Genomic DNA, 20,621 nt, shown 5'->3' with positions numbered 1-20,621 from the left:
CCCGCGGCCGGCCATGATACCCCGCGGGCACCGGCGCTTCAGGTGAGCGGAGCCCGGCGCGCGGCCTGCGCACTGTAAAATGGCCGTCTTTTGGCCAGCCGCATGCACGACGCCCAGCCCGGGGCAGCCGTTCCAGCCTCCACCCTGCCCCGCCTGCTGGCGCGGATCGCGGGAGCGGCGCTCATGCCGCCCGTGCAGGCGCCGGCGGCGCGGCTGGGCGAATGGCTGGACTGGCCACGCGCGGTGTCGCTGTCGCGCGCGCTCGATGGCCCGGCGGTCGCGGACGACGACGACGGCGCCGTGGAGACCGATGCCGACGACTGCGCACGCGTGCGCGGGGATCTCGCCCTGGCGATTACCGCCGACCGCGGCTGGCCCACCGTGGAAGCCGGCAGTGATGCCGCGGCAGCTGCAGTACTGCGCCACTGCCAGTCGCTGCAGCGCGCGATGCAAGCGGCCAGCGGGCGCCTGCGCGGGCAGTTGCGCGACAGGCTGGCCCGGCAAACGCCGCGGCAGGCACGCCTGGCCGCGGTCGATGCCGTGCTCGAAGGCGTGCTGAGTCCACGCGAACATGCGCTGCTGGCCCCGGTGCCGGCGCTGCTGGCCGCGCATTGCGAGCGCCTGCAGCGCGGCGCGGGCGACCACGGCTGGTATCGCCCGTTCCGCGAGGACGCCCGGCAGGTGCTGCTGGCCGAACTCGACCTCCGTTTCCAACCCGTCGAGGCGCTGCTTGCCGCGCTTCGGCCCTCCCGCGTGGACGCATGAACAGACAACTCCTCCATTGGCCGGTGTTCGCCACCGGCCTGCTGGCCATCGGCTGGATCGGCGCCGGCTATGTCGGCAGCCACGCGCTGGCCCTGGCCGTCACCCTGCTGATTGCTGCCCTGTACCTGGTCGGCGCACTGGAACTGCACCGCTACCGCCAGGCCACCGCCGGCCTCGAGCGCGCGCTCGAAGGCCTCGCCGACCCACCGGTGACGCTGGCCGAGTGGCTGGCGCCGCTGGATGCCTCCCTGCATGGCGCGGTGCGGCTGCGCGTGGAAGAGGGCCGTGCGCCCCTGCCGGTGCCGTCGCTGACGCCCTATCTGGTCGGGATGCTGGTGCTGCTGGGCATGCTCGGCACCCTGCTCGGCATGCTGCTGACCCTGCGCGGCACCGGCATGGCTTTGCAGACCGCAAGCGACCTGCAGGCGGTGCGCGATTCGCTGGCCGCGCCGGTCGAAGGACTGGGGGTGGCATTCGGCACCTCGATCGCCGGTATCGCCGCATCGGCGATGCTCGGCCTGCTGGCGGCGCTGTGCCGCAGCGAACGCACCGCGGTGGTGCGCCACCTGGATGCCGCGATCGCCACCACCCTGCGCCCGCATTCGCGTGCGCGGCAGCGCGACGAGGCACTGCAGCTGATGCGCGCGCAATCCACGGCCATGCCCGTGCTGGTCGACCGTCTGCAGGAGATGATGGCCGCGCTGGAACGCCAGGCGCAGGCCGCGCAGGCGCAGCAGGCCACCCAGCAGGAGCGCTTCCACGCCGGCACCGCGGCCGCCTATGAACGTCTCGCCGCGTCAGTGGAGCAGTCGCTGCAGCGCAGTGCCGTCGACAGCGCGCGTGCATTCGGCGACGCCCTGCAGCCCGTGGTGGCCACCACGATGGAGGCGGTGACCCGTGACACCGCACGCCTGCACGAGTCGGTGACCGCCGCTGTCGAGCGCCAGCTGCAGGCATTGGCCACGAGCAGCGAAACCAGCACCGGTGCGATGACCACGCTGTGGCAACAGGCGCTGGACCAGCAGCGCGTCGCCCAGGCCGCGCTGGCCGACGCCACCCGTGAGCGCCTGGACGACGTCGGTACGCGTTTCACCGGACACGCCGCGGCGCTGGCCGGTGCGGTCGCCACGCAACTGGACGCCAGCGCCACGGGCGTCACCCGCGCGTGGGACGCCGCGCTCGAGCGCCAGCAGGCGCAGCATGCGGAACTGGTCGAACAGCAGCAGGCCGCGCTGGTCGCGGCCGGCGACCAGCTCGGCGCCCGGGCTCAGGTGCTGCTGGATGATATCGCCGCCTCGCATACGCGCCTGCAGGAGGCTCTCGCCAGCGGCGACGGCGAACGCCTCGCGGCATGGAACCGCGAACTCGGCGCGATCGGCAGCGCGCTGCGCGAGGACTGGGCGCGCATCGGCGATGACGCCGCGGAGCGCCAGCAGGCGATCTGCGATGCACTCGCGCGCACCGCGCAACAGATCGGCGAACAGTCGCAGGCGCACGCCACCGCCACCATCGCCGAGATCGCCACGCTGGTGCAGGCAGCCTCCGAGGCGCCGCGCGCGGCCGCGGAGGTGGTGGCCGAGCTGCGCCAGAAGCTGTCCGACAGCATGGCGCGCGACACCGCGATGCTGGCCGAGCGCAGCCAGCTGATGGACACGCTGGCCACCCTGCTCGACGCGGTGAACCACGCTTCCGTCGAGCAGCGCGAGGCGATCGACGCGCTGGTGTCGACCAGCGCCGGGCTGCTGGAGCGGGTCGGCGACCGCTTCCTCGCGCATGTCGGGCAGGAGACCGGCAGGCTCGACGCCGCCGCCACCCGCATAGGCGCCGGCGCGGCGGATGTCGCCAGTCTCGGCGAGGCCTTTGCCGAGGCGGTGGAACTGTTCGGTGCCGGCAACGAGCGCCTGCTGGAACGGCTCGACGGCATCGGCGCCACGCTCGACGCCGCCGCCACCCGCAGCGACGAACAGCTCGCCTACTACGTCGCGCAGGCGCGCGAGGTGGTCGACCTCAGCGTGCTGGCGCAGAAGCAGATCATCGAGGAGCTGCGGCAGCTGCCCGGCGTACGCGACAGGGCCGGCGCATGAGCCTGGAGATCGACGTCGACGACGGTGCCGGCGCACCGGTGTGGGCGGGCTTCGGCGACCTGATGTCGGTGCTGCTGGGCGTGTTCGTGCTGATCCTCGTCGGCGTGATCGGCGTGCAGCTGCACCTGGAAGTGCAGCTGCAGGAGGAGATCGCCCAGCGCCAGGCGGAGGAGCAGCGCCGGAAGGCACTGGAGCACGCGCTGGCCGCGCCGCTGGCCGCCGGCCGCATCACCCTGGTCGACGGCCGTATCGGCATCCGCGGCAGCGTGCTGTTCGCCCTCAATTCCGACCGCCTGCAGCCCGAAGGCGTGGAACTGCTGGAAACGCTGGCCCGGCCGCTGGCCGGCTACCTCGGCACCCGCGACGAGATCCTGATGGTCAGCGGCTTCACCGACGACCGCCAGATCCGCGGCGACAACCGCCGCTTCGCCGACAACTGGGAACTGTCGGCGCAGCGCGCGCTCACCGTGACCCGCGCGCTGGTCGAGCACGGGGTGCCGGCGTCGTCCGTGTTCGCCGCCGCGTTCGGCGCCGAGCAGCCGGTCGCATCCAACAGCGACGAGGCCGGGCGTGCACGCAACCGCCGCGTCGAGATGGCGCCGGTCCCGCGCCAGCAGCCCGGCGCCCATGGCGGCTGACGCAGCCACCCGCGTGGGGCCCACGCCCTCCGTTGCGCAGGCACTGCGCCGCGGACGCATCGCCGCGCTGCGCCGGCGCATGGACGCTGTGGACGACGCCGTGCGCGCGGCGCTCGAGCAGCGGATCGCCGCACTCGAAGCATCGCCCGCCGGAGAGCCGAGGCATTGCATGCGGCGTGGCGCGATCGACGACGACCGCGCGACCGGCCAGCCAGCCCCGGGGCATGTTGCAGCGCCCAGTGCGCGAACGTCGCTGTTCGCCCCGCTGTTGGCCACGCTCGAACAGGAGGCCCGCTGGCGCGATGCACATGCGGTCGACGGCCTGCCGGCGCGTGCCGCCTATCCGGCGCTGCCTGCACTGCAACCACTGCGCGCGCTGTGGGCACGGTTGCGCATCGAAGGCCAGACCCGCGAGGCGCTCGCTCCGGCGGCCACCGATGCCGGCCCGCTGAACTCCGCCAACCTGGTGCAGCGCGCGCTGCGGCTGATGCGCGATGAATCGCCCGAGTACCTGCACCACCTGATGGCCTACCTCGACGTGCTGTCGAGCCTGGAGCGGATGCCGGACGGGGGTAGCCAGGGGGGCGGCGAGGGCGCGACCCCGGCGAAGAAGCGCACCCGCGCGTCGCGGGCGAAGCGCAGGTAGATCACGCGCGCGCCGCGCGGCCACGCGCCAGGCGCCAGGCGCCGCTCCACCTTGCGCGGGGATGGGCCGACGCGTGGCGCAACCCGGCGCGCCGGGCCCAGCCGCGGACGCCGGGAAGGTTCATCTCCCGATTGAGGCGGTGCATCCCAGCGCGAAGCCTTGTGCCCGGAACCCGGAAGCCGGACACCGGAAAGCAGGAAGCCGGGATCCGAGCCGAGCCAGAGCGGAACCAGAGCCTGGTCGGGCGAGGGTGCGAGCGGCCCGCCGCGGCCACAGGGGGATGCCCAGCCGGATATCTCCGCGTCCTGCTACCACATCCGGCCGCCGGCCATCCTTGGCCGGCTCTGGACATCCCCCTGCGGCCGCGGCGGGCTCCGGACTTTCGTCGTGTCGGGACGAAGAGCAACCGGAGGAACATGGACCGTCGTGACGTCGACGACTTCGGCTGCCCCACTGTTGACCTCGGTGCCGGACTGCGAAGGCACGAGCGTGGTCGGTTGCAGGCGCCGCCGGCAGCCACCGCTGTTGACTTGCTTACCGGAGCGCGCGACGGCGCGCATCGAAGCCACGAACGCACGGAACCAATCAGCCGACGACACGACACGGAATCTGGAGAAAACCAAAAAAACAGCGCGGGAGGCCATGCCTTCCGCGCTGCGATTCTGCCGCCATCGGGCGAACGGTTACTGCGTGCGGGTCACCGCTGCCGCCGCGTCGGCGGTGGGCGCGGTATCGCCTTCCGTCGCGGCATCGGCCGTTGCCGGTGCCGCGGGCTGCTGCGGGGCCACAGCCGGGCCACCCACGCGCGAGACCCGCCAGATGATGTTGGCCAGGTCGTCGGCAATGATCACCGCGCCGCGCGGGTCCACGGTCACGCCCACCGGGCGGCCGCGGGTGGTGCCGTCGTCGTCGCGGAAGTTGGTGGCGAAGTCGATCGGCTGACCGGCCGGGCGGCCGTTGCGGAATGGAACGAACACCACCTTGTAGCCGACCGGCTCCGAGCGGTTCCAGCTGCCGTGCATGCCGACGAAGGCACCCTCGGCGAACTCCGGCCCCATCACCGGCGAGGAGAAATCCACGCCCAGCGAGGCGACGTGCGCGCCCAGGCTGTAGTCCGGGGTGATCGTCGCGGCGACCTTTTCCGGGTTCTCCGGGCGCACGCGGTCATCGACCTGGCCGTCCCAGTACGCCCACGGCCAACCGTAGAAGCCGCCCTCCTGCACCGAGGTGAGGTAATCCGGCACCAGGTCGGGGCCGATCTCGTCACGTTCGTTGACCACCGCCCACAGCTGGCTGGTGGTGGGCTCGATCGCCAGCGCGGTCGGATTGCGCAGGCCGGTGGCGTACTGGCGATGCATGCCGGTTTCCGCGTCGATCTCCCAGACCATCGCGCGGTTCTCCTCGGCGGTCATGCCACGCTCGGTGATGTTGGAGTTCGAGCCGATGCCGACGTACAGGAAGCGACCGTCGGCGCTGGCCGTCATCGCCTTGGTCCAGTGGTGGTTGATCTCCGACGGCAACGGCGTCAGCAGCTCCGGCTCGCCACTGGCCCTGGTCTGGCCTGGCTGGTAGTCGAATCGCACCACCGCGTCCTGGTTGGCGACGTACAGGTTGCTGCCCACCAGCGCCAGGCCGTATGGCGCATTGAGGTTCCCGGCGAACACGGTCTGCAGCTCGTACTCGCCGTCGCCATCGGCATCGCGCAGCAGGGTCAGGCGGTTGCCGCTCTCCACCTGGGTGGTGCCCTTGGCCTTGATCGGGCCGGCGATGATGTCCTTGGGCTTGAGCGCCGGCGCGTTGCCGCCGCGACCCTCGGCCACCAGGATGTCGCCGTTGGGCAGCACCAGGGTCTGGCGCGGGATGCCCAGGCCGGTGGCGATCGCGCGGACCTCGAAGCCCGTCGGCACCGCCGGCAGCTGGTCGCCCCAGGGCGACGGATCGGCGATGACCATCTGCGGCATCAGGCCGCGCTTGGGGTCGGGCAGGTCGACATTGGTGCCGTACTGCAGCTCGGGTTCGGGCGCCGGGTTGCAGGCGGCCAGGGACACGGCCAGCGCTGCGGCGAGGGTCAGGGATGTGCGGCTCATTTCAGTTCTCCCGTACGCACGGTGCGAAAGCCCATGGAGGTCGCCACCAGTGCCAGTACCACAACGATCAACGACATGATCAGGCCGCCGGGCATACTCGCCCAGGCGTCGCGCGCATGCATCAGCGCGTTGAAGAAGCCGATCACCCACATCGCCACCACCACCAGCGCATAGATGGCGCTGCCGCGCGTGCGTACCGCGCCACGCAGGCCGAACAGGGAAAACAGGACCGCAACCGCCGAAAACACGAGGCCGCCGACGATCAGCCAGGAGGCGAAGTTCTGCCACTGGATCTCGTAGGTGCGGAAATAGGCGATGTCACTGAGCGCGGCACCGAGCCACAGCGCCAGCGAACCGGCGAGCATCACTGCATGCAATGGATGGATCGCGTACGCGTACAGGCGTGATCGGGAAGGGGTCATGACAGGTCTCCGGAACGGGCGGAAGGCGGCAGAAGCGGGATAGAACGCAGCGGAACCATGTTAGCCGTCACATTCTGAGCATGGCGTCGACGGTGTGTGCCGATGCCGGCCTTGGCAAAACGGAGTTTCGACTGACCACTCTATGGGTCCCGCCGGTGCTGGGGACGTGAGCGCGGCGCGGTTGCGGACGCCCGTACTATGCTGGGCCACCCGTTCGAACCCGCGGAGAAATGCCATGACGTTGCTGCAGTGGATCGGGCTGGGGCTGGGCATCGGTGTGCTGTACGGCGTGGTGCGCGTGCTGCTTGGGCGAAAGAACCCGCCCCGAGGCCGATGACCCGGACCGGCCGCGTCGGACGGCAACGCGACCGGGACCGCCTGGCCGCCTGACCACGCTACGATCCGGCCCTGACGCCATCGGGAAGACCGCCATGCCAAGCCGTGCCGCCGCGCTGTTGTTCGCCTGCTGTGCCGCCCTTCCCGCCAGTGGCGTCGCCGCCGGCACCCAGCGCGCGGAAGTCACCGAGGCCGCCGCCGCGCTGCAGGACCGCGTGGTCGCGTGGCGCCGCGACATCCACCGGCACCCCGAGCTCTCCAACCGCGAGGAGCGCACCGCGGCGAAAGTCGCCGAACACCTGCGCAGCCTCGGTCTCGAGCCGCGCACCGGCGTCGCCCATCACGGCGTGACCGCGGTGCTCAGGGGCGGGCGACCCGGCCCGCGCCTGGCACTGCGGGCCGACATGGACGCGCTGCCGGTGACCGAGGAGACCGGCCTGCCGTTCGCCTCGACCGCCACCGACACCTACCGCGGCCAGACCACGGGCGTGATGCATGCCTGCGGCCACGACGCCCACACCGCGATCCTGATGGGCGTGGCCGAGGCGCTGGCGGGCATGCGCGAGCAGCTGGCGGGCGAGGTGCTGTTCGTGTTCCAGCCGGCCGAGGAAGGCGCGCCCGAGGGCGAGGAAGGCGGCGCCGGGCTGATGCTCAAGGAAGGCGTGTTCGCCGACTTCAAGCCCGGGGCGGTGTTCGGCCTGCATGTCTTCAGCACCCTCAACGCCAACCAGATCGGTGTGCGCGCCGGACCGACGATGGCGGCGTCGGACCGCTTCGGCATGAAGGTCATCGGGCGCCAGACCCATGGCTCGCGGCCGTGGGGCGGGGTGGATCCGATCCTCGCCGCGGCGCAGATCGTCAACCAGTCGCAGGCGATCGTCAGCCGGCAGATGGACATCAGCGCGCAGCCGGTGGTGCTGAGCTTCGGCGCGATCAACGGCGGCATCCGCTACAACATCATTCCCGACTCGGTGGAGCTGGTCGGCACCATCCGCACCTTCGACGAGGACATGCGCGCGGATGTCTTCAGGCGCCTGACCTCGGTTGCCGAGCACGTCGCCGCCGCCAATGGCGCGACGGTGGAGACGCAGATCCCCGCCGACGAGGGCAATCCGGTCACCTTCAACAACGAGGCCCTGACCGCGCGCATGCGCCCGAGCCTGGACGCCGCCGCCGGCGCGGGCAACGTGGTCGACATGCCGCTGGTGATGGGCGCGGAGGATTTCTCGCTGTACGCGCGCGAGGTGCCGGGGCTGTTCTTCTTCGTCGGCGCGACGCCCGTCGGCACCGATCCGGCCACCGCGCCGAGCAACCATTCGCCGAAGTTCGACGTCGACGAGTCCGCGCTCGACCTCGGCCTGCGCGCGATGCTGCAGGCCAGCCTCGACTACCTCGCGGGCGACACCGGCGGCTGACCGCGCACGGACGCACGGACGCACGGCGTTTGGCGGGCGTGCGGCCGGCGCCGCCTAGAATGCGCGCATGACATCCCCGCACGATTCCAGCCTCGGGCGCAGCGTCGCCTATCCCGCGCACTACGACCCGTCACTGCTGTTCGCCATTCCGCGTGCACCCGCGCGCGCCGCGCTTGGCCTGGCAGGCGACGCGGCCCTTCCCTTCACCGGCATCGACCGCTGGCACGCCTACGAGCTGGGTTGGCTGGACCGCCGCGGCAAGCCGGTGGTCGCCACCGCCACGCTGTCGGTGCCGGCGGATTCGCCCAATCTGGTCGAATCGAAGTCGCTCAAGCTCTATCTGAACTCGCTCAACAGCACCCGCCTCGACAGCGCGGACGCGGTGCGGGCGCGGATTGCCGGGGACCTGGCGGCGGTGGCCGGCGCGCCGGTCGAAGTCACCTTCGGGCTGCCGCCGTTCGATGGCGCGGTCGGCGTGGTCACCGACCTGGACCGGCTCGAGGTCGACATCGACGACTACGGCCCGCCCAACCCCGCACACCTCGCCATCGCCGATCCGGCGCCGGTGCGCGAGGTACTGGTGTCCGACCTGCTGAAGTCCAACTGCCCGGTCACCGGCCAGCCGGACTGGGCCAGCGTGCGCATCGACTGGCACGGACCGCGGCTCGACCCGGCCGGGCTGCTGCGCTACCTCGTCTCCTACCGCGAGCACGCCGGTTTCCACGAGCAGTGCGTGGAAGGTATCTTCCTGGACCTCCTGCGGCTCGGCCCCGTGGCCCTGTCGGTGGAGGCGCGTTACACCCGCCGCGGCGGGCTCGACATCAATCCATGGCGGGCGAGCCCCGGGCACCCGCCGCCGCCCGTCCGACGCGAGCTGCGCCAGTAACGCCCATTCACGCAGGCGCGATCCGGTCTTAACCAGCGCCGTGGGAGGCTGCGGTTCCCCGCGCTGGAGCGACCCGCATGAGTGACACCCGCAAGACCCCCGATCCGGCCTCGCTGTCGCTGAAAGGTGCCGGCACCGGGTCCGGCGCCGCCCCGGCCGGCAAGGCGGATTTCTCCGGCGTCCGCGGCAGCGTCGACAGCACCGAGGACCCGGTGCGTGGCGCCGACTTCGGCAAGGTCAGCTCCTCGATCGAATCCACCGAGGACGTGCTCGACGAGCGTTCGCACACGGTCGCCCGGGGCGACAACCTGTCGCGCATTTCGAACCGGTACTACGGCTCGGCCAACCACTGGAAGGACATCTTCGAGGCCAATCGCGACCTGCTCGACGATCCCGACCTCATCCAGCCGGGCCAGGTGCTGCGCATCCCCGCACGCCCGCGCGATGACGGCTGAAGCATCCGCCTTCCGGACCCACCCGCAGAGGACACCCTGATGACCCAGACCCGTTCCCACCGCCTGCTGGCACTGACTGCCGCCATCGCCTGTGCAGTAGCGCTCGGTGCCTGCAACCGCGACCAGCCCGCCGCCGACCAGCCCGCCGCCGACACGCCGCCGGTGGGCGCGCCGATGCCGGCCGATCCGGTCGCCCAGCCGGCGAACCCGGCCACGACCCCGTCGGCAACGCAGTCCGCCACGGTCAGCGAGGTGCTGCTGGGCACCGAGGCCAGCGGTAACGAACGCGTTGCCGAGCCGAAGACCACCTTTGCCCGCAGCGACCGCACCATCGTCGCCTCGGTGGTCACGCGTGCCGACAGCCCGGCGGAGACCGAAGTGCGCGCACGCTGGACGTTCCAGGACGGCCAACTGGTCGACGAGACCAGCCAGCGCCTCAACCTGAGCGGCCCGGGCGTGACCAACTTCCGCGTCAGCAACCAGGAAGACTGGCCGGCCGGCACCTACACGGTCGAGATCTCGCTGGACGGCAACGTGGTGCAGAGCCAGCAGTTCACCGTGCAGTAGCGCCGCCTCCCCCGCGGTGTCCGGACGGGCGTGGCCACTTGCGGCCACGCCCGTTCTTTTTGCGCACGGCGCGCGGCTACCATGGCATCCCCAGGACCTCGGGACCACGGCGTGCGCATCCTGGTACTCGGCGCCGGCGGCACCGGCGGATATTTCGGCGGGCGGCTCGCACAGGCGAGCATCGACGTGACCTTCCTGGTGCGGCCCGCACGTGCCGCCGGACTCGCCGCCCATGGGCTGCGGCTGCGCAGCCCGCTCGGCGATGCCAGCCTGCCGGTCCGCTGCCAGACCGCCGGGGCGCTGGCCGCGGAGGCCGCACGGGCGCCGTACGACCTGGTGATGCTGAGTTGCAAGGCCTACGACCTCGACAGCGCCGTCGACGCGATCGCGCCGGCGGTGGGCGCGGGCACGGCGGTGTTGCCGATCCTCAACGGCCTGCGCCACTACCCACTGCTGGATGTGCGCTTCGGTGCGGAGAAGGTGCTCGGCGGCCTGTGCTTCATCAGCGTCAGCAAGGCCGAAGACGGCAGCATCGCCCACCACAGCCAGGCGGCGTCGATCACCTTCGGCGAGCGCGACGGCAGCCGCAGTGCCCGCTGCGCGGCGTTCGCGGATGCCTGCGCGCAGGCCGGCATCGACCACCTGCATGCCGACGACATCGCCCGCGAGCAGTGGATCAAGTTCACCTTCCTGGCAACCCTTGCCGGCGCGACCTGCCTGATGCGTGCGGCGATCGGCGATATCGTGGCCGGCGAGGACGGCCGCGGATTCATCACCGCGCTGTATGCGGAAACCCTGGTCGCGGCGGCGGCCGCCGGCCACCCGGTGCCCGAACGCGCGCGCGCCACCGCGCTCGCCCAGCTGACCCGCGCGGATTCACCGCTCAGGGCCTCGATGCTGCATGACCTGGAAGCCGGCAACCGGGTGGAAGCGGCGCATATCCTCGGCGACATGCGCGACCGCGTGCGCGCAGCCGGCGCGCCGGCACCGCTGCTGGCGGCCGCGTACTGCCACCTGCAGGCCTACGAGCGACTGCGCAGGGGCTGAGCGTCGCCGACGGCGCCAGATGGGGCAGCGCGATACGGGATGGACGCGGCACGGTGCGGGAGCCTGGCTGCGGACGCTTGCAGGCCCGCGACGCCGGGCAGCGCGGGACGGTCAGGATCCGTGCGTGACTTGCGCAGGTGCGGAGTGCGTCCGGATGCGCGCAGCTGTCGGGATGCCGACAGCTCGCAGCGCGTATCCGTGCACATATCGAAGAAAGCGCCCCGGCCCGGCAGATGTCCCCACTGCTCAGATGGCGGCCCGTGTTCCCTTGCGGAGCTGCGTTCCATGCTTCTGCATGAGCCGTGCCGCCGAGGCGTGACGCAAGTGTGACCCTGCGTGCCTGCAGTGGCTGTCGGTAACCCGCCCGTCGCCATGTAGGAAAAGTCCTACAGGAGTCGTCGCCAATCACCGCATTCGCGGGTCGGCGCAAACCCGTACCTGCGCCGCCGTGCGTTTCCCCGCCTCCGGCAAACGCGCGACAATGCCCGACCACGCGCGGCATCGCCGCGCCCCGCCGCGGCTGCTCCGACCGGAGAGCCTGCCGGCCCCTGCGGCGCCGATGCGCCTCCGAACAAGCGAGATCCGCCCATGTCCAGCACGCCGAAGATCCTCTACACGCTGACCGACGAAGCCCCGTTCCTGGCCACGCAGTCGCTGCTGCCGATCGTGAAAGCGTTCACCGCCCCGGCCGGGATCACGGTGGAGACCCGCGACATCTCGCTGGCCGCGCGGATCCTGGCGCAGTTCCCGGAACGCCTGGGCGATGCCGCCGTGGCCGACGACCTCGCCGAACTGGGCGAGCTGGCGAAGACCCCGGAAGCCAACATCATCAAGCTGCCCAACATCAGCGCCTCGGTGCCGCAGCTCAAGGCCGCGATCCGCGAACTGCAGGCCCAGGGTTTCGACCTGCCGGACTACCCGGACGAGCCTTCCGACGACGCCGGGCGCGACACCAAGGCGCGCTACGACCGGGTCAAGGGCAGCGCGGTGAACCCGGTGCTGCGCGAGGGCAATTCCGACCGTCGCGCGCCGGCTTCGGTGAAGGCGTACGCACGCAAGCATCCGCACCGCATGGGCAAGTGGAGCAGTGATTCGAAGTCGCACGTGGCGCATATGGACGCCGGCGATTTCTACGGCAGCGAGCGTTCCGCGACGATCGCTGCCGCCGGTGCGCTGAAAATCGAACTGGTCGCCGCCGACGGCACCGCCACGGTGCTCAGGGACGCGGTGAAGGTGCAGGCCGGGGAGGTCGTCGATGCCGCGGTGATGAGCCGCCGCGCGCTGTCGGAGTTCATCGCCCGCGAGATCGAGGATGCGCGCGCGCAGGGCGTGCTGTTCTCGCTGCACCTCAAGGCCACGATGATGAAGGTCTCCGACCCGATCATGTTCGGCGTCGCGGTCAACGCGTTCTATGGCGACGTGCTGGCGAAGCACGCCGAGGCGCTGGCGCAGGCGGGCTTCGATGCCAACAACGGCATCGGCGACCTGTATTCGAGCATCGCCTCGCTGCCCGACGACCAGCAGGCGGCGATCCGCGCCGACATCGATGCGCTGTACGCACAGCGCCCGGGCCTGGCGATGGTGAACTCCGACAAGGGCATCACCAACCTCCACGTGCCCAGCGACGTCATCGTGGATGCCTCGATGCCGGCGATGATCCGGGACTCCGGCCGCATGTGGAATGCAAACGGCGAGCTGCAGGACACCAAGGCGGTGATCCCCGACCGCAGCTACGCCGGCATCTACCAGGCGGTGATCGCCGACTGCAAGGCCAACGGCGCATTCGATCCGGCCACCATGGGCAGCGTGCCCAATGTCGGTCTGATGGCGCAGAAGGCCGAGGAATACGGCAGCCACGACAAGACCTTCCAGATCCCGGCCGACGGCACCGTGCGCGTCACCGACCAGAACGGCAACGTGGTGTTCGAACACGCGGTGGAAGCCGGCGACATCTGGCGCATGTGCCAGACCAAGGACGCGCCGATCCAGGACTGGGTGAAGCTGGCGGTGACCCGCGCGCGCCTGTCCGGCACGCCGGCGATCTTCTGGCTCGACCCGCAGCGCGCGCACGATGCGCAGCTGATCAGCAAGGTCGAGCGTTACCTCGCCGACCACGACACCAGCGGGCTGGACATCCGCATCCTGCCGCCGGTGGAGGCGATGGCGGAGTCGCTGGCGCGCATCCGCCGCGGCGAGGACACCATCTCGGTGACCGGCAACGTGCTGCGCGACTACCTCACCGACCTCTTCCCGATCATGGAGCTGGGCACCAGCGCGAAGATGCTGTCGGTGGTGCCGCTGATGGCCGGCGGCGGGCTGTTCGAGACCGGTGCCGGCGGCTCCGCGCCCAAGCACGTGCAGCAGTTCACCGCCGAGAACTACCTGCGCTGGGATTCGCTGGGCGAGTTCCTCGCGCTGGCCGCCTCGCTCGAGCACCTCGGCGAGACCCAGGGCAATGCGCGCGCGAAGGTGCTGGCACGGGCGCTGGATGCGGCCAACGGCCAGATCCTCGACAACGACCGCTCGCCGGCGCGCAAGCTCGGCCAGCTCGACAACCGCGGCAGCCACTACTACCTGGCGCTGTACTGGGCGCAGGCCCTGGCTGCACAGGACGAGGACGCGGAACTGAAGACCCGGTTCGCGCCGCTGGCACGGGCGCTCGCCGACGCCGAACAGGCGATCCTTGGCGAACTTGCCGGCGCGCAGGGCAGTGCGGTCGACATCGGTGGCTACTACCACCCGGACCTGGACAGGGTCGCCGCCGCGATGCGGCCGAGCGCGACCTTCAACGCCGCGCTCGCGCAGTTCGAAGGCTGACGTCCGCAGCGGAGTCGTCGAAACGAACCCCGCCACGGCGGGGTTCTTTCGTTCACGGGCGCAGGCTCCGGGTCACCCGCGCCGAGCTGCTGCTGGATGCCCGCCAGATGGTGGCGCCGTCACCGCATCGCCTGCAGCCGCCATGGCGGCATTACTGGCGTATCCGCCGCGAACCACGGAGCATCCGCGCGTTCCCGGCTTGCGCGGACGGGATCCACGCGCAGACCGCCGGCACGCCCGCCAGACCCCGCCCGACGCAGCCGCACCCCATTGGTGGAGCAGGGCCAAGAAGGCTGAAACCTGCCGTCTACGCCCGGCCCCAGTCGATCTCGCGCACCACCGGGCGCTCGGCCTCGCGCGCCACGGTGACCGTCATGCCCTCGGTTTCGCCGCCGTGCAGCAGCAGGTAGACGGCACCGAGATCGCCGTCCTCGCGCAATTCCCAGTCGCGCACGGTACGCGCGACCTCGATGCGGTCCGGCGCCGGGCCCACCCAGTCGACGAGGTCCTGGTAGGCCTCGCGCAGCGCTGACGGCGGCCAGTCGTCGCGGGCATCGGAAGACAGCAGCAGGTGCGCGCCGGCGTACTTGCCGTGGATCAGCTTGGTCGCGAATTCCACGGCGACGCGGGTGCACGCATCGAGGTCGGCGGTCGGGCTCATCGGGGTGGCAGGCGCTGCACGGGGGAGGTGCTGACGGCGAAACGCTACGTCGGCGGCGGCCGCCGGGCAAGAACCGGCGTCACCACCGCGACGGCCGGCGCCGTCGCGGTCACGGCACGATCCGTACCAGCCGCTTGCCGAAGTTGTCCCCGCGCAGCAGGCCGATCAGGCCCTGCGGCGCGTGTTCCAGTCCGTCGACCACGTCCTCGCGGTAGGCGATGCGGTCCTCGCGCAGCCACGCCCCCATCTCGCGCAGGAACTCCGGATACAACGCGGCGAAATCACTCTGGATGAAACCGCGTACGGTCAGGTGCCGCGACAGGATCAGCCCCATCGCCTGCGGCAGGCGGTCCGGGCCCGGCGGCGGCGCGGTGTCGTTGTAGTGCGCCACCAGCCCGCACACCGGGATGCGCGCGAAGTCGTTGAGCAGCGGCATGACCGCCTCGAGCACCTTGCCGCCGACGTTCTCGAAATAGACGTCGATGCCGTCGGGCACCGCCGCCGCCAGCTGCTCCGCGAAGTCCGGTGCGCGGTGGTCGAGGGCGACGTCGAAGCCGAGTTCGTCGCGCACATGCGCCACCTTGCGCTCGCCGCCGGCGATGCCGACCACGCGCGCACCGCGCAGTTTCGCGATCTGGCCGACGGTGGCGCCCACCGGGCCGCTGGCCGCGGCAACCACCAGCGTCTCGCCGGGTTTCGGCCGGCCGATCTCCTGCAGCCCGGCATACGCGGTGAAGCCGGGCATGCCGTAGACGCCCAGCGCGGTGGTCAGCGGCAGCGCGGTGGGATCCAGCTTGCGGCTGAGGCTGCCGCCATCGGCGACCGCGTAGTCCTGCCAGCCGCCATAGGCCAGTACCCAGTCGCCCGGGTTCCATTCCGGGTGCATCGACTCGACCACCTGCGCCACGGTGGCGCCGCCGAGGGTTTCGCCGATCTCCAGCCCCGGAGCGTAGGAGCCGCCGGCGTTCATGCGGCCGCGCATGTACGGATCCAGCGACAGCCAGTGGTTGCGCAGCAGCACCTGGCCCTTGCGCGGCAGCGGCAGCACCTCGTCGACGAGGCGGAAGTCGCCGTCGACGGGTTCACCCTTCGGGCGTGCGGCGAGCACGATGCGGCGGTTGTGCACGGCATGGCTCATGGCGTCACTCGCTCGAGCTGGCCGCATCGAGTGCGGCGATGTCGGCGGGCGACAGCGGCAACGTCGCGGCACCGAGCAGTTCGTCGAGCTGCGCGGTGGTGGTGGCACTGGCGATCGGCGCGGTGATCGAGGGCCGCGCGGTCAGCCAGGCCAGCGCGACCTGCGCCGCGGTGGCGCGATGGGTGGCGGCAATGCTGTCGAGCGTCGAGAGGATGCGTTCGCCGCGCGGGTTGAGGTACTTCCCCACCACGGTGCTGCCGCGCGCACTGCTGCGCACGGCGTCCGCCGGGCTGCGGTACTTGCCGCTCAGAAAGCCGCTGGCCAGCGAGTAGTAGCTCACCACGCCCAGCCCGCGCTCGAGCGCCATCGGTTCAAGTTCCGCCTCGTAGCCGATACGGTCGTAGAGGTTGTATTCCGGCTGCAGCACCTCGTAGCGCGGCAGCCCATGGCGCTCGGCGATGTCGAGCGCCTCGCCCAGGCGCACGGCGCTGAAGTTGGACGCACCGATGGTGCGCACCTTGCCCTGTTCGATCAGCCGCGAGAACGCGCCCAGCACATCCTCGATCGGCACGCCCGGATCATCCTCGTGGGCGAAGTAGACGTCGATGGTGTCGATGCCCAGCCGCCGCAGCGAGTCGTCGGCGGCGCGCGCGATGTTGTCGGGTGACAGTCCCGGCCGTTCGCTCCACTTCGCGACCTTGGTGGCGATGACCACGTCGTCGCGGCGACCGCTGCGCGCCAGCCAGCGGCCGATCAGGGTCTCGGACTCGCCGCCGCGGTTGCCGGGTACCCAGGCCGGGTAGGCATCGGCGGTGTCGATGAAGCCGAAGCCGCCGGCGATGAATGCGTCGAGCAGGGCGAACGTGGTGGCTTCATCCGCGCTCCAGCCGAACACGTTGCCGCCGAACGCGAACGGGCGGATGTGCAGGCCGGAACGGCCCAGCGGGCGCAGGTCACGGGGTGCGGTCATGCGCAGGCTCCTTGCGGTCGAAAACCCGGACCCTAGCGCGGAACCGGTTGCCGGGTCGCGAAGGCGCGCGGCCGCAGCGTGTGGCCCGGCGCGTGCGCGGGTAACCTCTGCGGCCTGTCCCCGATCCGGAAACGCCGATGAAGCCGATGCTCTCCGCCGCGCTGTTGCCCGCACTGCTCGCCGCCTGTGGCACGGGCGCCGCCGTCACCGCAGACCCGGCGACCACGCCGGCCACCACCGCGCGTGCCGACAGCGCAGCCGCGCTCGAGCGGGTGATCGCCGGCAACTGGCGCACCCCGGAATTCGTCGCCCGCGACAGCGCGCGCCACCCGAAGGAAACGCTGGCGTTCTTCGGCATCCGCCCGGACATGACCGTGGTGGAGATCGCGCCCGGCGGCGGCTGGTACATGGAACTGCTGGCGCCCTACCTGCGTGACCAGGGCCGCTACGTGGGCGCGATCGTCGACCCGGCCACGGTGGCGCCCGAGCGCCGCGAGGCCGCCGAGCGCGCCCGCCGCGCGCTGGCCGAGCGCCAGCCGGCCACGGTCTTCGACCGCGCGACCATCCACGGCTACGACCCGAAGGCGCCGCGCTTCGGCCCGGATGCCTCGGCCGACGCGGTGCTGACGTTCCGCAACGTCCACAACTGGCTGTCGGCCGGCAACGCCCAGGCGATGTTCGAGGGCTTCCACAGGGTGCTGAAGGACGGTGGCGTGCTCGGCGTGGTCGAGCACCGTGCCGGGCGCGAACTGCCGGCCGACGACCGTTCCGGCTATGTCGCCGAGCAGACGGTGATCGCACTGGCCGAGGCCGCGGGCTTCCGCCTCGATGCCCGCAGCGACATCAACGCCAATCCCGCCGACACCCGGGACCACCCCAACGGCGTGTGGACGCTGCCTCCGACCAACCGCCACGAGGATGCCGACGCCGCGAAGTACCGCGCGATCGGCGAGAGTGACCGGATGACGCTGCGCTTCATCAAGGACTGACGCGCCGCCCCGGCGGCCGAGACGCGGCCACCGGGGGCCGGCAGTCACACCACATGCTCGTTGCTTTCAACAAGCCATACGGCGTGCTGTGCCAGTTCACCGACCGCAGCATGCCGCCGCGGCCGACGCTGGCCGGCTTCGGACTGCCGGCCGGCGTGTACCCGGCCGGCCGTCTCGACCACGACAGCGAAGGCCTGCTGCTGCTCACCGACGATGGCGCCCTCGTGCATCGCATCAGCGACCCGCGCCACAAGCTGCCGAAGGTGTACCAGGTGCAGGTCGAGGGTGAAGCCGACGAGGCGCGGCTGGATGCACTGCGTGCCGGGCCGCTGCTCAACGATGGCCCGACCCTTCCGCCGCAGGTACGCCGGCTGCCGGAACCGCCGTCGCTATGGCCGCGCGACCCGCCGGTGCGTTTCCGCAAGTCGGTTCCCGACAGCTGGATCGAGGTGATCCTGCGCGAGGGCCGCAACCGCCAGGTGCGGCGGATGACCGCGGCGGTGGGCCTGCCGACGCTGCGGCTGGTGCGGGTGGCGATCGGACCATGGAGCCTCGGGGATCTCGCACCCGGGCAGTGGCGCGAGCTGCCGGTCGCCGATGATCCCGCTGAACGCTTCAGACAACCACGCGGCCGGAGCACGCGACCGCACCGCGCCACGTAGTCCGTTCCACCGGGTTCTGCTACCTTCGCAGCTTCCTATTCAGGCTTGTCGGACGTGAAGAAGGTCGTTGCCGGGCGCATCCTCGTGGTCGATGACCAGCCTGCGAACCTGCGGGTGGTGGGCGCGTTGCTGTCGCGCAACGGCTACGAGGTGCTGAGCGCCGCCAACGGCGAGCAGGCCCTGGCGATCGCCAGCGAGACCCTGCCCGACCTGATCCTGCTCGACGTGCTGATGCCCGGCATGGACGGCTTCGCGGTGCTGTCGGAGATCAAGCTGCGCGAACCGCTGATGCGCCTGCCGGTGGTGTGCCTGACGGCCGCGCGCGACCGCGAGCAGCTGCTGCGCGCCTTCGATGCCGGCGCGGTGGACTACGTGACCAAGCCGTTCCTGCCGGAGGAACTGCTGGCGCGGGTGAGCGCGCACGTAGGGCTGAAGCTCACGCGCGACCGCCTCGAACGGGTGGCACGCGAGCGCCAGGAACTGGTGAACCTGGTCGCCCACGACCTCAAGAACCCGCTGAGCTCGGTGCTGTTCGCCAGCGACATCCTGCGCAACAACGGCGTCGGCCCGGAGCGGGTGCCGCGCTACCTCGAGACCATCTACGAGAGCGCCAGCGATGCGCTGGGCTATATCAAGCGCTACCTGGAAACCCAGCGCAGCCGCCGCGAGGACACCGAGCGCAACGCCAGCGCCTCGCTCAACGAGACCATCGACTGGCTGCAGAACCGCTACGGCCTGCAGTTCGAGGCGCGGTCGCGCTGCATGCGCATCTCCAGCATCGGTACCCAGGACGACGCCACGGTGGCGATCGACCCGCTGGTGCTGCGCCAGGTGGCCGAGAACCTGGTCACCAACGCGATGAAGTACGCGCCCGAAAGCGACCTCGACATCACCTGCCGCCCGGGCGCACCGGGTTACTGGCAGCTGGTGCTCGAGGACCGCGGGCCCGGCATTCCGCCGTCGCGCCAGCGCGAACTGTTCAAGCCGTTCGTGCGCATGCACGAGGGCGGCAACCCCGAGATCGACAGCAACTCCACCGGCCTGGGCCTGTCGCTGGCCAAGCAGATCATCGCCAATGCCGGTGGCCAGCTCTGGTACGAGGACCGCGAGGGCGGCGGCAGCCGGTTCGTGCTGGAACTGGCCGAACGCAAGCTCTGATCCGCGCCGCGGACCAGCCAGACGAAGACGCCGGCACAGTGGCCGGCGTCTTCGCATCAGGCGTGGGCTTCAGTTCGCAGAGGAACCGGACGACGTCGACGACGCATTATGGTCCTTGCGCGACTGCTGGTTGCCCGTGCCGCTGTGCTCTGCGCTGATGCGGCTCGAAGAGCCCTGGATCGAGCGCTGGGTGCGGCGGCGGGTTTCCTCCTGCTCCTTGCGGCGCTTGCTGGCCCACCACAGCAGCCCGGCGCCCGCCACCAAGGCCAGCACCACCGAGCCGGACACGGCCGGGTGGCGGCGGATGGAACGGCCTGCGGTGCGGGTAGCCATGCGGGCAGCGCCGAGCGCGGCGCCGGTCTGCAGCCACGTGGAGGCGGCCTTCCGCTGGGAGGGAAGAGCGTGGCGCAGGCTGTCGCTGACGTGGCCTGCCAGTTCCATCGCCCGATGCTGGATCAGATCGAATTTGCTCATATTGGGTGTCCTCGCGTTTGGTTGAACGGGGCGAACGTACGCGGGCACTCTCGCGCGGGGGCCGTCGCAATGACGTGATCGGTGGCTGACGCAAGGTTCGGGCCGCCTTCTCCATTCAGAGAGGCATCGCGCGGGTGCCGGATGACCGGGCACCCGCGCGCTTGTGGACCGTACGCGCCGCTGCGGTGGGCGCGGTCGTCTGCTTCGGTTGGCCTGCTGGAGGATGCGTGGTGGCTGTCCGGATCAGGGTGCATGCCTGACGGCACGGCACGCTGCGGTGGCGAAATGCGAGCGGAGCCCGCGCATCTGGTGGTGAGCGCGCTTGGCCGGTACGGCATGCCCGCGCGGGACACGCCGTGAATCCGTCCGTGGAGGCTTGTCGGCGCCATCCATGGCGCCGACAG

19 protein-coding genes are annotated in these 20,621 nt (G+C 71.1%); 13 read left to right on the top strand and 6 right to left on the bottom strand.

The window, feature by feature from the left end:
- Nucleotides 1–102 precede the first annotated feature (102 nt).
- Genes LDO11_RS14415 through LDO11_RS14400 form a run of 4 tightly spaced genes read left to right on the top strand, consistent with a single transcriptional unit; the run spans nucleotide 103 to nucleotide 4,133 of the window.
- The gene (locus LDO11_RS14415; RefSeq protein ID WP_232142151.1) at nucleotides 103–765 is read left to right on the top strand and encodes a DUF3348 family protein; all 663 of its coding nucleotides are present in this window, start codon (nucleotides 103–105) and stop codon (nucleotides 763–765) included.
- Nucleotides 762–2,849: a DUF802 domain-containing protein gene (locus tag LDO11_RS14410; RefSeq protein ID WP_232142150.1), complete on the top strand. Its 2,088-nt coding sequence runs from the start codon at nucleotides 762–764 to the stop codon at nucleotides 2,847–2,849. Before LDO11_RS14415 ends, LDO11_RS14410 begins: the two co-directional genes overlap by 4 nt.
- The gene (locus tag LDO11_RS14405; protein WP_232142149.1) at nucleotides 2,846–3,487 is read left to right on the top strand and encodes an OmpA family protein; all 642 of its coding nucleotides are present in this window, start codon (nucleotides 2,846–2,848) and stop codon (nucleotides 3,485–3,487) included. Before LDO11_RS14410 ends, LDO11_RS14405 begins: the two co-directional genes overlap by 4 nt.
- Entirely contained in the window at nucleotides 3,477–4,133 is a 657-nt protein-coding gene (locus LDO11_RS14400; protein WP_232142148.1) for a DUF2894 domain-containing protein, read from the top strand. The genes LDO11_RS14405 and LDO11_RS14400 overlap by 11 nt, the downstream gene beginning before the upstream one ends.
- A 683-nt stretch (nucleotides 4,134–4,816) precedes the next feature.
- On the opposite strand, the gene LDO11_RS14395 is transcribed toward LDO11_RS14400, so the two are convergent.
- The gene (locus LDO11_RS14395; protein WP_232142147.1) at nucleotides 4,817–6,220 is read right to left on the bottom strand and encodes a PQQ-dependent sugar dehydrogenase; all 1,404 of its coding nucleotides are present in this window, start codon (nucleotides 6,218–6,220) and stop codon (nucleotides 4,817–4,819) included.
- A complete protein-coding gene (locus LDO11_RS14390; RefSeq protein WP_232142146.1) occupies nucleotides 6,217–6,642 on the bottom strand; it encodes a DUF2231 domain-containing protein in 426 nt (141 codons plus the stop codon). Before LDO11_RS14390 ends, LDO11_RS14395 begins: the two co-directional genes overlap by 4 nt.
- Nucleotides 6,643–7,073: 431 nt before the next feature.
- Here LDO11_RS14390 and LDO11_RS14385 point away from each other — a divergent pair, with 431 nt between their 5' ends.
- From LDO11_RS14385 to LDO11_RS14360, 6 genes are all read left to right on the top strand, one after another.
- Entirely contained in the window at nucleotides 7,074–8,393 is a 1,320-nt protein-coding gene (locus LDO11_RS14385; RefSeq protein WP_232142145.1) for an amidohydrolase, read from the top strand.
- Nucleotides 8,394–8,460: 67 nt separating this feature from the next.
- Nucleotides 8,461–9,279, top strand: coding sequence for an NADPH-dependent 7-cyano-7-deazaguanine reductase QueF (queF, locus tag LDO11_RS14380; RefSeq protein WP_232142144.1), 819 nt, complete (start codon nucleotides 8,461–8,463; stop codon nucleotides 9,277–9,279).
- Nucleotides 9,280–9,356: 77 nt separating this feature from the next.
- On the top strand, nucleotides 9,357–9,734 hold the full coding sequence (locus tag LDO11_RS14375) for a LysM peptidoglycan-binding domain-containing protein (RefSeq protein WP_232142143.1): 378 nt from the start codon (nucleotides 9,357–9,359) through the stop codon (nucleotides 9,732–9,734).
- A gap of 39 nt (nucleotides 9,735–9,773) precedes the next feature.
- On the top strand, nucleotides 9,774–10,301 hold the full coding sequence (locus LDO11_RS14370) for a hypothetical protein (protein ID WP_232142142.1): 528 nt from the start codon (nucleotides 9,774–9,776) through the stop codon (nucleotides 10,299–10,301).
- An 81-nt stretch (nucleotides 10,302–10,382) separates the two neighbouring features.
- Nucleotides 10,383–11,348, top strand: coding sequence for a 2-dehydropantoate 2-reductase (gene panE, locus LDO11_RS14365; protein ID WP_232142141.1), 966 nt, complete (start codon nucleotides 10,383–10,385; stop codon nucleotides 11,346–11,348).
- Between the two features lie 588 nt (nucleotides 11,349–11,936).
- The gene (locus tag LDO11_RS14360) at nucleotides 11,937–14,165 is read left to right on the top strand and encodes an NADP-dependent isocitrate dehydrogenase (protein WP_232142140.1); all 2,229 of its coding nucleotides are present in this window, start codon (nucleotides 11,937–11,939) and stop codon (nucleotides 14,163–14,165) included.
- A 307-nt stretch (nucleotides 14,166–14,472) separates the two neighbouring features.
- Here LDO11_RS14360 and LDO11_RS14355 read toward each other — a convergent pair whose 3' ends face one another.
- From LDO11_RS14355 to LDO11_RS14345, 3 genes are all read right to left on the bottom strand, one after another.
- Nucleotides 14,473–14,826 (bottom strand): hypothetical protein, encoded by a 354-nt coding sequence (locus LDO11_RS14355; RefSeq protein ID WP_129137094.1) that lies wholly within the window; start codon nucleotides 14,824–14,826, stop codon nucleotides 14,473–14,475.
- A 109-nt stretch (nucleotides 14,827–14,935) separates the two neighbouring features.
- Nucleotides 14,936–15,964, bottom strand: a complete 1,029-nt coding sequence (curA, locus tag LDO11_RS14350) for an NADPH-dependent curcumin/dihydrocurcumin reductase (protein WP_232142139.1) — start codon at nucleotides 15,962–15,964, stop codon at nucleotides 14,936–14,938.
- 4 nt (nucleotides 15,965–15,968) lie between these two features.
- Nucleotides 15,969–16,934, bottom strand: a complete 966-nt coding sequence (locus LDO11_RS14345) for an aldo/keto reductase (RefSeq protein ID WP_232142138.1) — start codon at nucleotides 16,932–16,934, stop codon at nucleotides 15,969–15,971.
- Between the two features lie 137 nt (nucleotides 16,935–17,071).
- Between LDO11_RS14345 and LDO11_RS14340 the strand changes: the two genes are divergently transcribed.
- From LDO11_RS14340 to LDO11_RS14330, 3 genes are read left to right on the top strand one after another with little or no spacing between them, the layout of a single operon-like run.
- Nucleotides 17,072–17,923, top strand: coding sequence for a class I SAM-dependent methyltransferase (locus LDO11_RS14340; RefSeq protein WP_343226136.1), 852 nt, complete (start codon nucleotides 17,072–17,074; stop codon nucleotides 17,921–17,923).
- Nucleotides 17,924–17,976: 53 nt separating this feature from the next.
- Nucleotides 17,977–18,585, top strand: coding sequence for a pseudouridine synthase (locus LDO11_RS14335; protein ID WP_232142137.1), 609 nt, complete (start codon nucleotides 17,977–17,979; stop codon nucleotides 18,583–18,585).
- A gap of 54 nt (nucleotides 18,586–18,639) precedes the next feature.
- Nucleotides 18,640–19,743 carry a hybrid sensor histidine kinase/response regulator gene (locus LDO11_RS14330; protein ID WP_232142136.1) on the top strand — a complete coding sequence of 368 codons (1,104 nt, stop codon included), beginning with the start codon at nucleotides 18,640–18,642 and terminating at the stop codon, nucleotides 19,741–19,743.
- A 69-nt stretch (nucleotides 19,744–19,812) separates the two neighbouring features.
- Here LDO11_RS14330 and LDO11_RS14325 read toward each other — a convergent pair whose 3' ends face one another.
- Nucleotides 19,813–20,217: a hypothetical protein gene (locus LDO11_RS14325; protein WP_232142135.1), complete on the bottom strand. Its 405-nt coding sequence runs from the start codon at nucleotides 20,215–20,217 to the stop codon at nucleotides 19,813–19,815.
- Between the last annotated feature and the right edge of the window lie 404 nt (nucleotides 20,218–20,621).

The sequence above is a fragment of the Alterluteimonas muca genome, assembly GCF_021191595.1.
Classification (GTDB): Bacteria; Pseudomonadota; Gammaproteobacteria; order Xanthomonadales; family Xanthomonadaceae; genus Luteimonas; species Luteimonas muca.
This window is presented reverse-complemented; position numbering and strand designations above follow the sequence as displayed.

Excerpts from the sequence above, each read along its gene's own strand:
- LDO11_RS14360 (WP_232142140.1), top strand. The coding sequence starts at position 11,937 with ATGTCCAGCACGCCGAAGATCCTCTACACGCTGACCGACGAAGCCCCG.
- LDO11_RS14400 (WP_232142148.1), top strand. The coding sequence starts at position 3,477 with ATGGCGGCTGACGCAGCCACCCGCGTGGGGCCCACGCCCTCCGTTGCG.
- queF (WP_232142144.1), top strand. The coding sequence starts at position 8,461 with ATGACATCCCCGCACGATTCCAGCCTCGGGCGCAGCGTCGCCTATCCC.
- LDO11_RS14385 (WP_232142145.1), top strand. The coding sequence starts at position 7,074 with ATGCCAAGCCGTGCCGCCGCGCTGTTGTTCGCCTGCTGTGCCGCCCTT.
- LDO11_RS14370 (WP_232142142.1), top strand. The coding sequence starts at position 9,774 with ATGACCCAGACCCGTTCCCACCGCCTGCTGGCACTGACTGCCGCCATC.
- LDO11_RS14345 (WP_232142138.1), bottom strand. The coding sequence starts at position 16,934 with ATGACCGCACCCCGTGACCTGCGCCCGCTGGGCCGTTCCGGCCTGCAC.
- LDO11_RS14405 (WP_232142149.1), top strand. The coding sequence starts at position 2,846 with ATGAGCCTGGAGATCGACGTCGACGACGGTGCCGGCGCACCGGTGTGG.
- LDO11_RS14335 (WP_232142137.1), top strand. The coding sequence starts at position 17,977 with ATGCTCGTTGCTTTCAACAAGCCATACGGCGTGCTGTGCCAGTTCACC.
- LDO11_RS14410 (WP_232142150.1), top strand. The coding sequence starts at position 762 with ATGAACAGACAACTCCTCCATTGGCCGGTGTTCGCCACCGGCCTGCTG.
- LDO11_RS14355 (WP_129137094.1), bottom strand. The coding sequence starts at position 14,826 with ATGAGCCCGACCGCCGACCTCGATGCGTGCACCCGCGTCGCCGTGGAA.
- panE (WP_232142141.1), top strand. The coding sequence starts at position 10,383 with ATGGCATCCCCAGGACCTCGGGACCACGGCGTGCGCATCCTGGTACTC.
- LDO11_RS14390 (WP_232142146.1), bottom strand. The coding sequence starts at position 6,642 with ATGACCCCTTCCCGATCACGCCTGTACGCGTACGCGATCCATCCATTG.
- LDO11_RS14375 (WP_232142143.1), top strand. The coding sequence starts at position 9,357 with ATGAGTGACACCCGCAAGACCCCCGATCCGGCCTCGCTGTCGCTGAAA.
- LDO11_RS14395 (WP_232142147.1), bottom strand. The coding sequence starts at position 6,220 with ATGAGCCGCACATCCCTGACCCTCGCCGCAGCGCTGGCCGTGTCCCTG.
- LDO11_RS14325 (WP_232142135.1), bottom strand. The coding sequence starts at position 20,217 with ATGAGCAAATTCGATCTGATCCAGCATCGGGCGATGGAACTGGCAGGC.
- curA (WP_232142139.1), bottom strand. The coding sequence starts at position 15,964 with ATGAGCCATGCCGTGCACAACCGCCGCATCGTGCTCGCCGCACGCCCG.
- LDO11_RS14340 (WP_343226136.1), top strand. The coding sequence starts at position 17,072 with ATGAAGCCGATGCTCTCCGCCGCGCTGTTGCCCGCACTGCTCGCCGCC.
- LDO11_RS14415 (WP_232142151.1), top strand. The coding sequence starts at position 103 with ATGCACGACGCCCAGCCCGGGGCAGCCGTTCCAGCCTCCACCCTGCCC.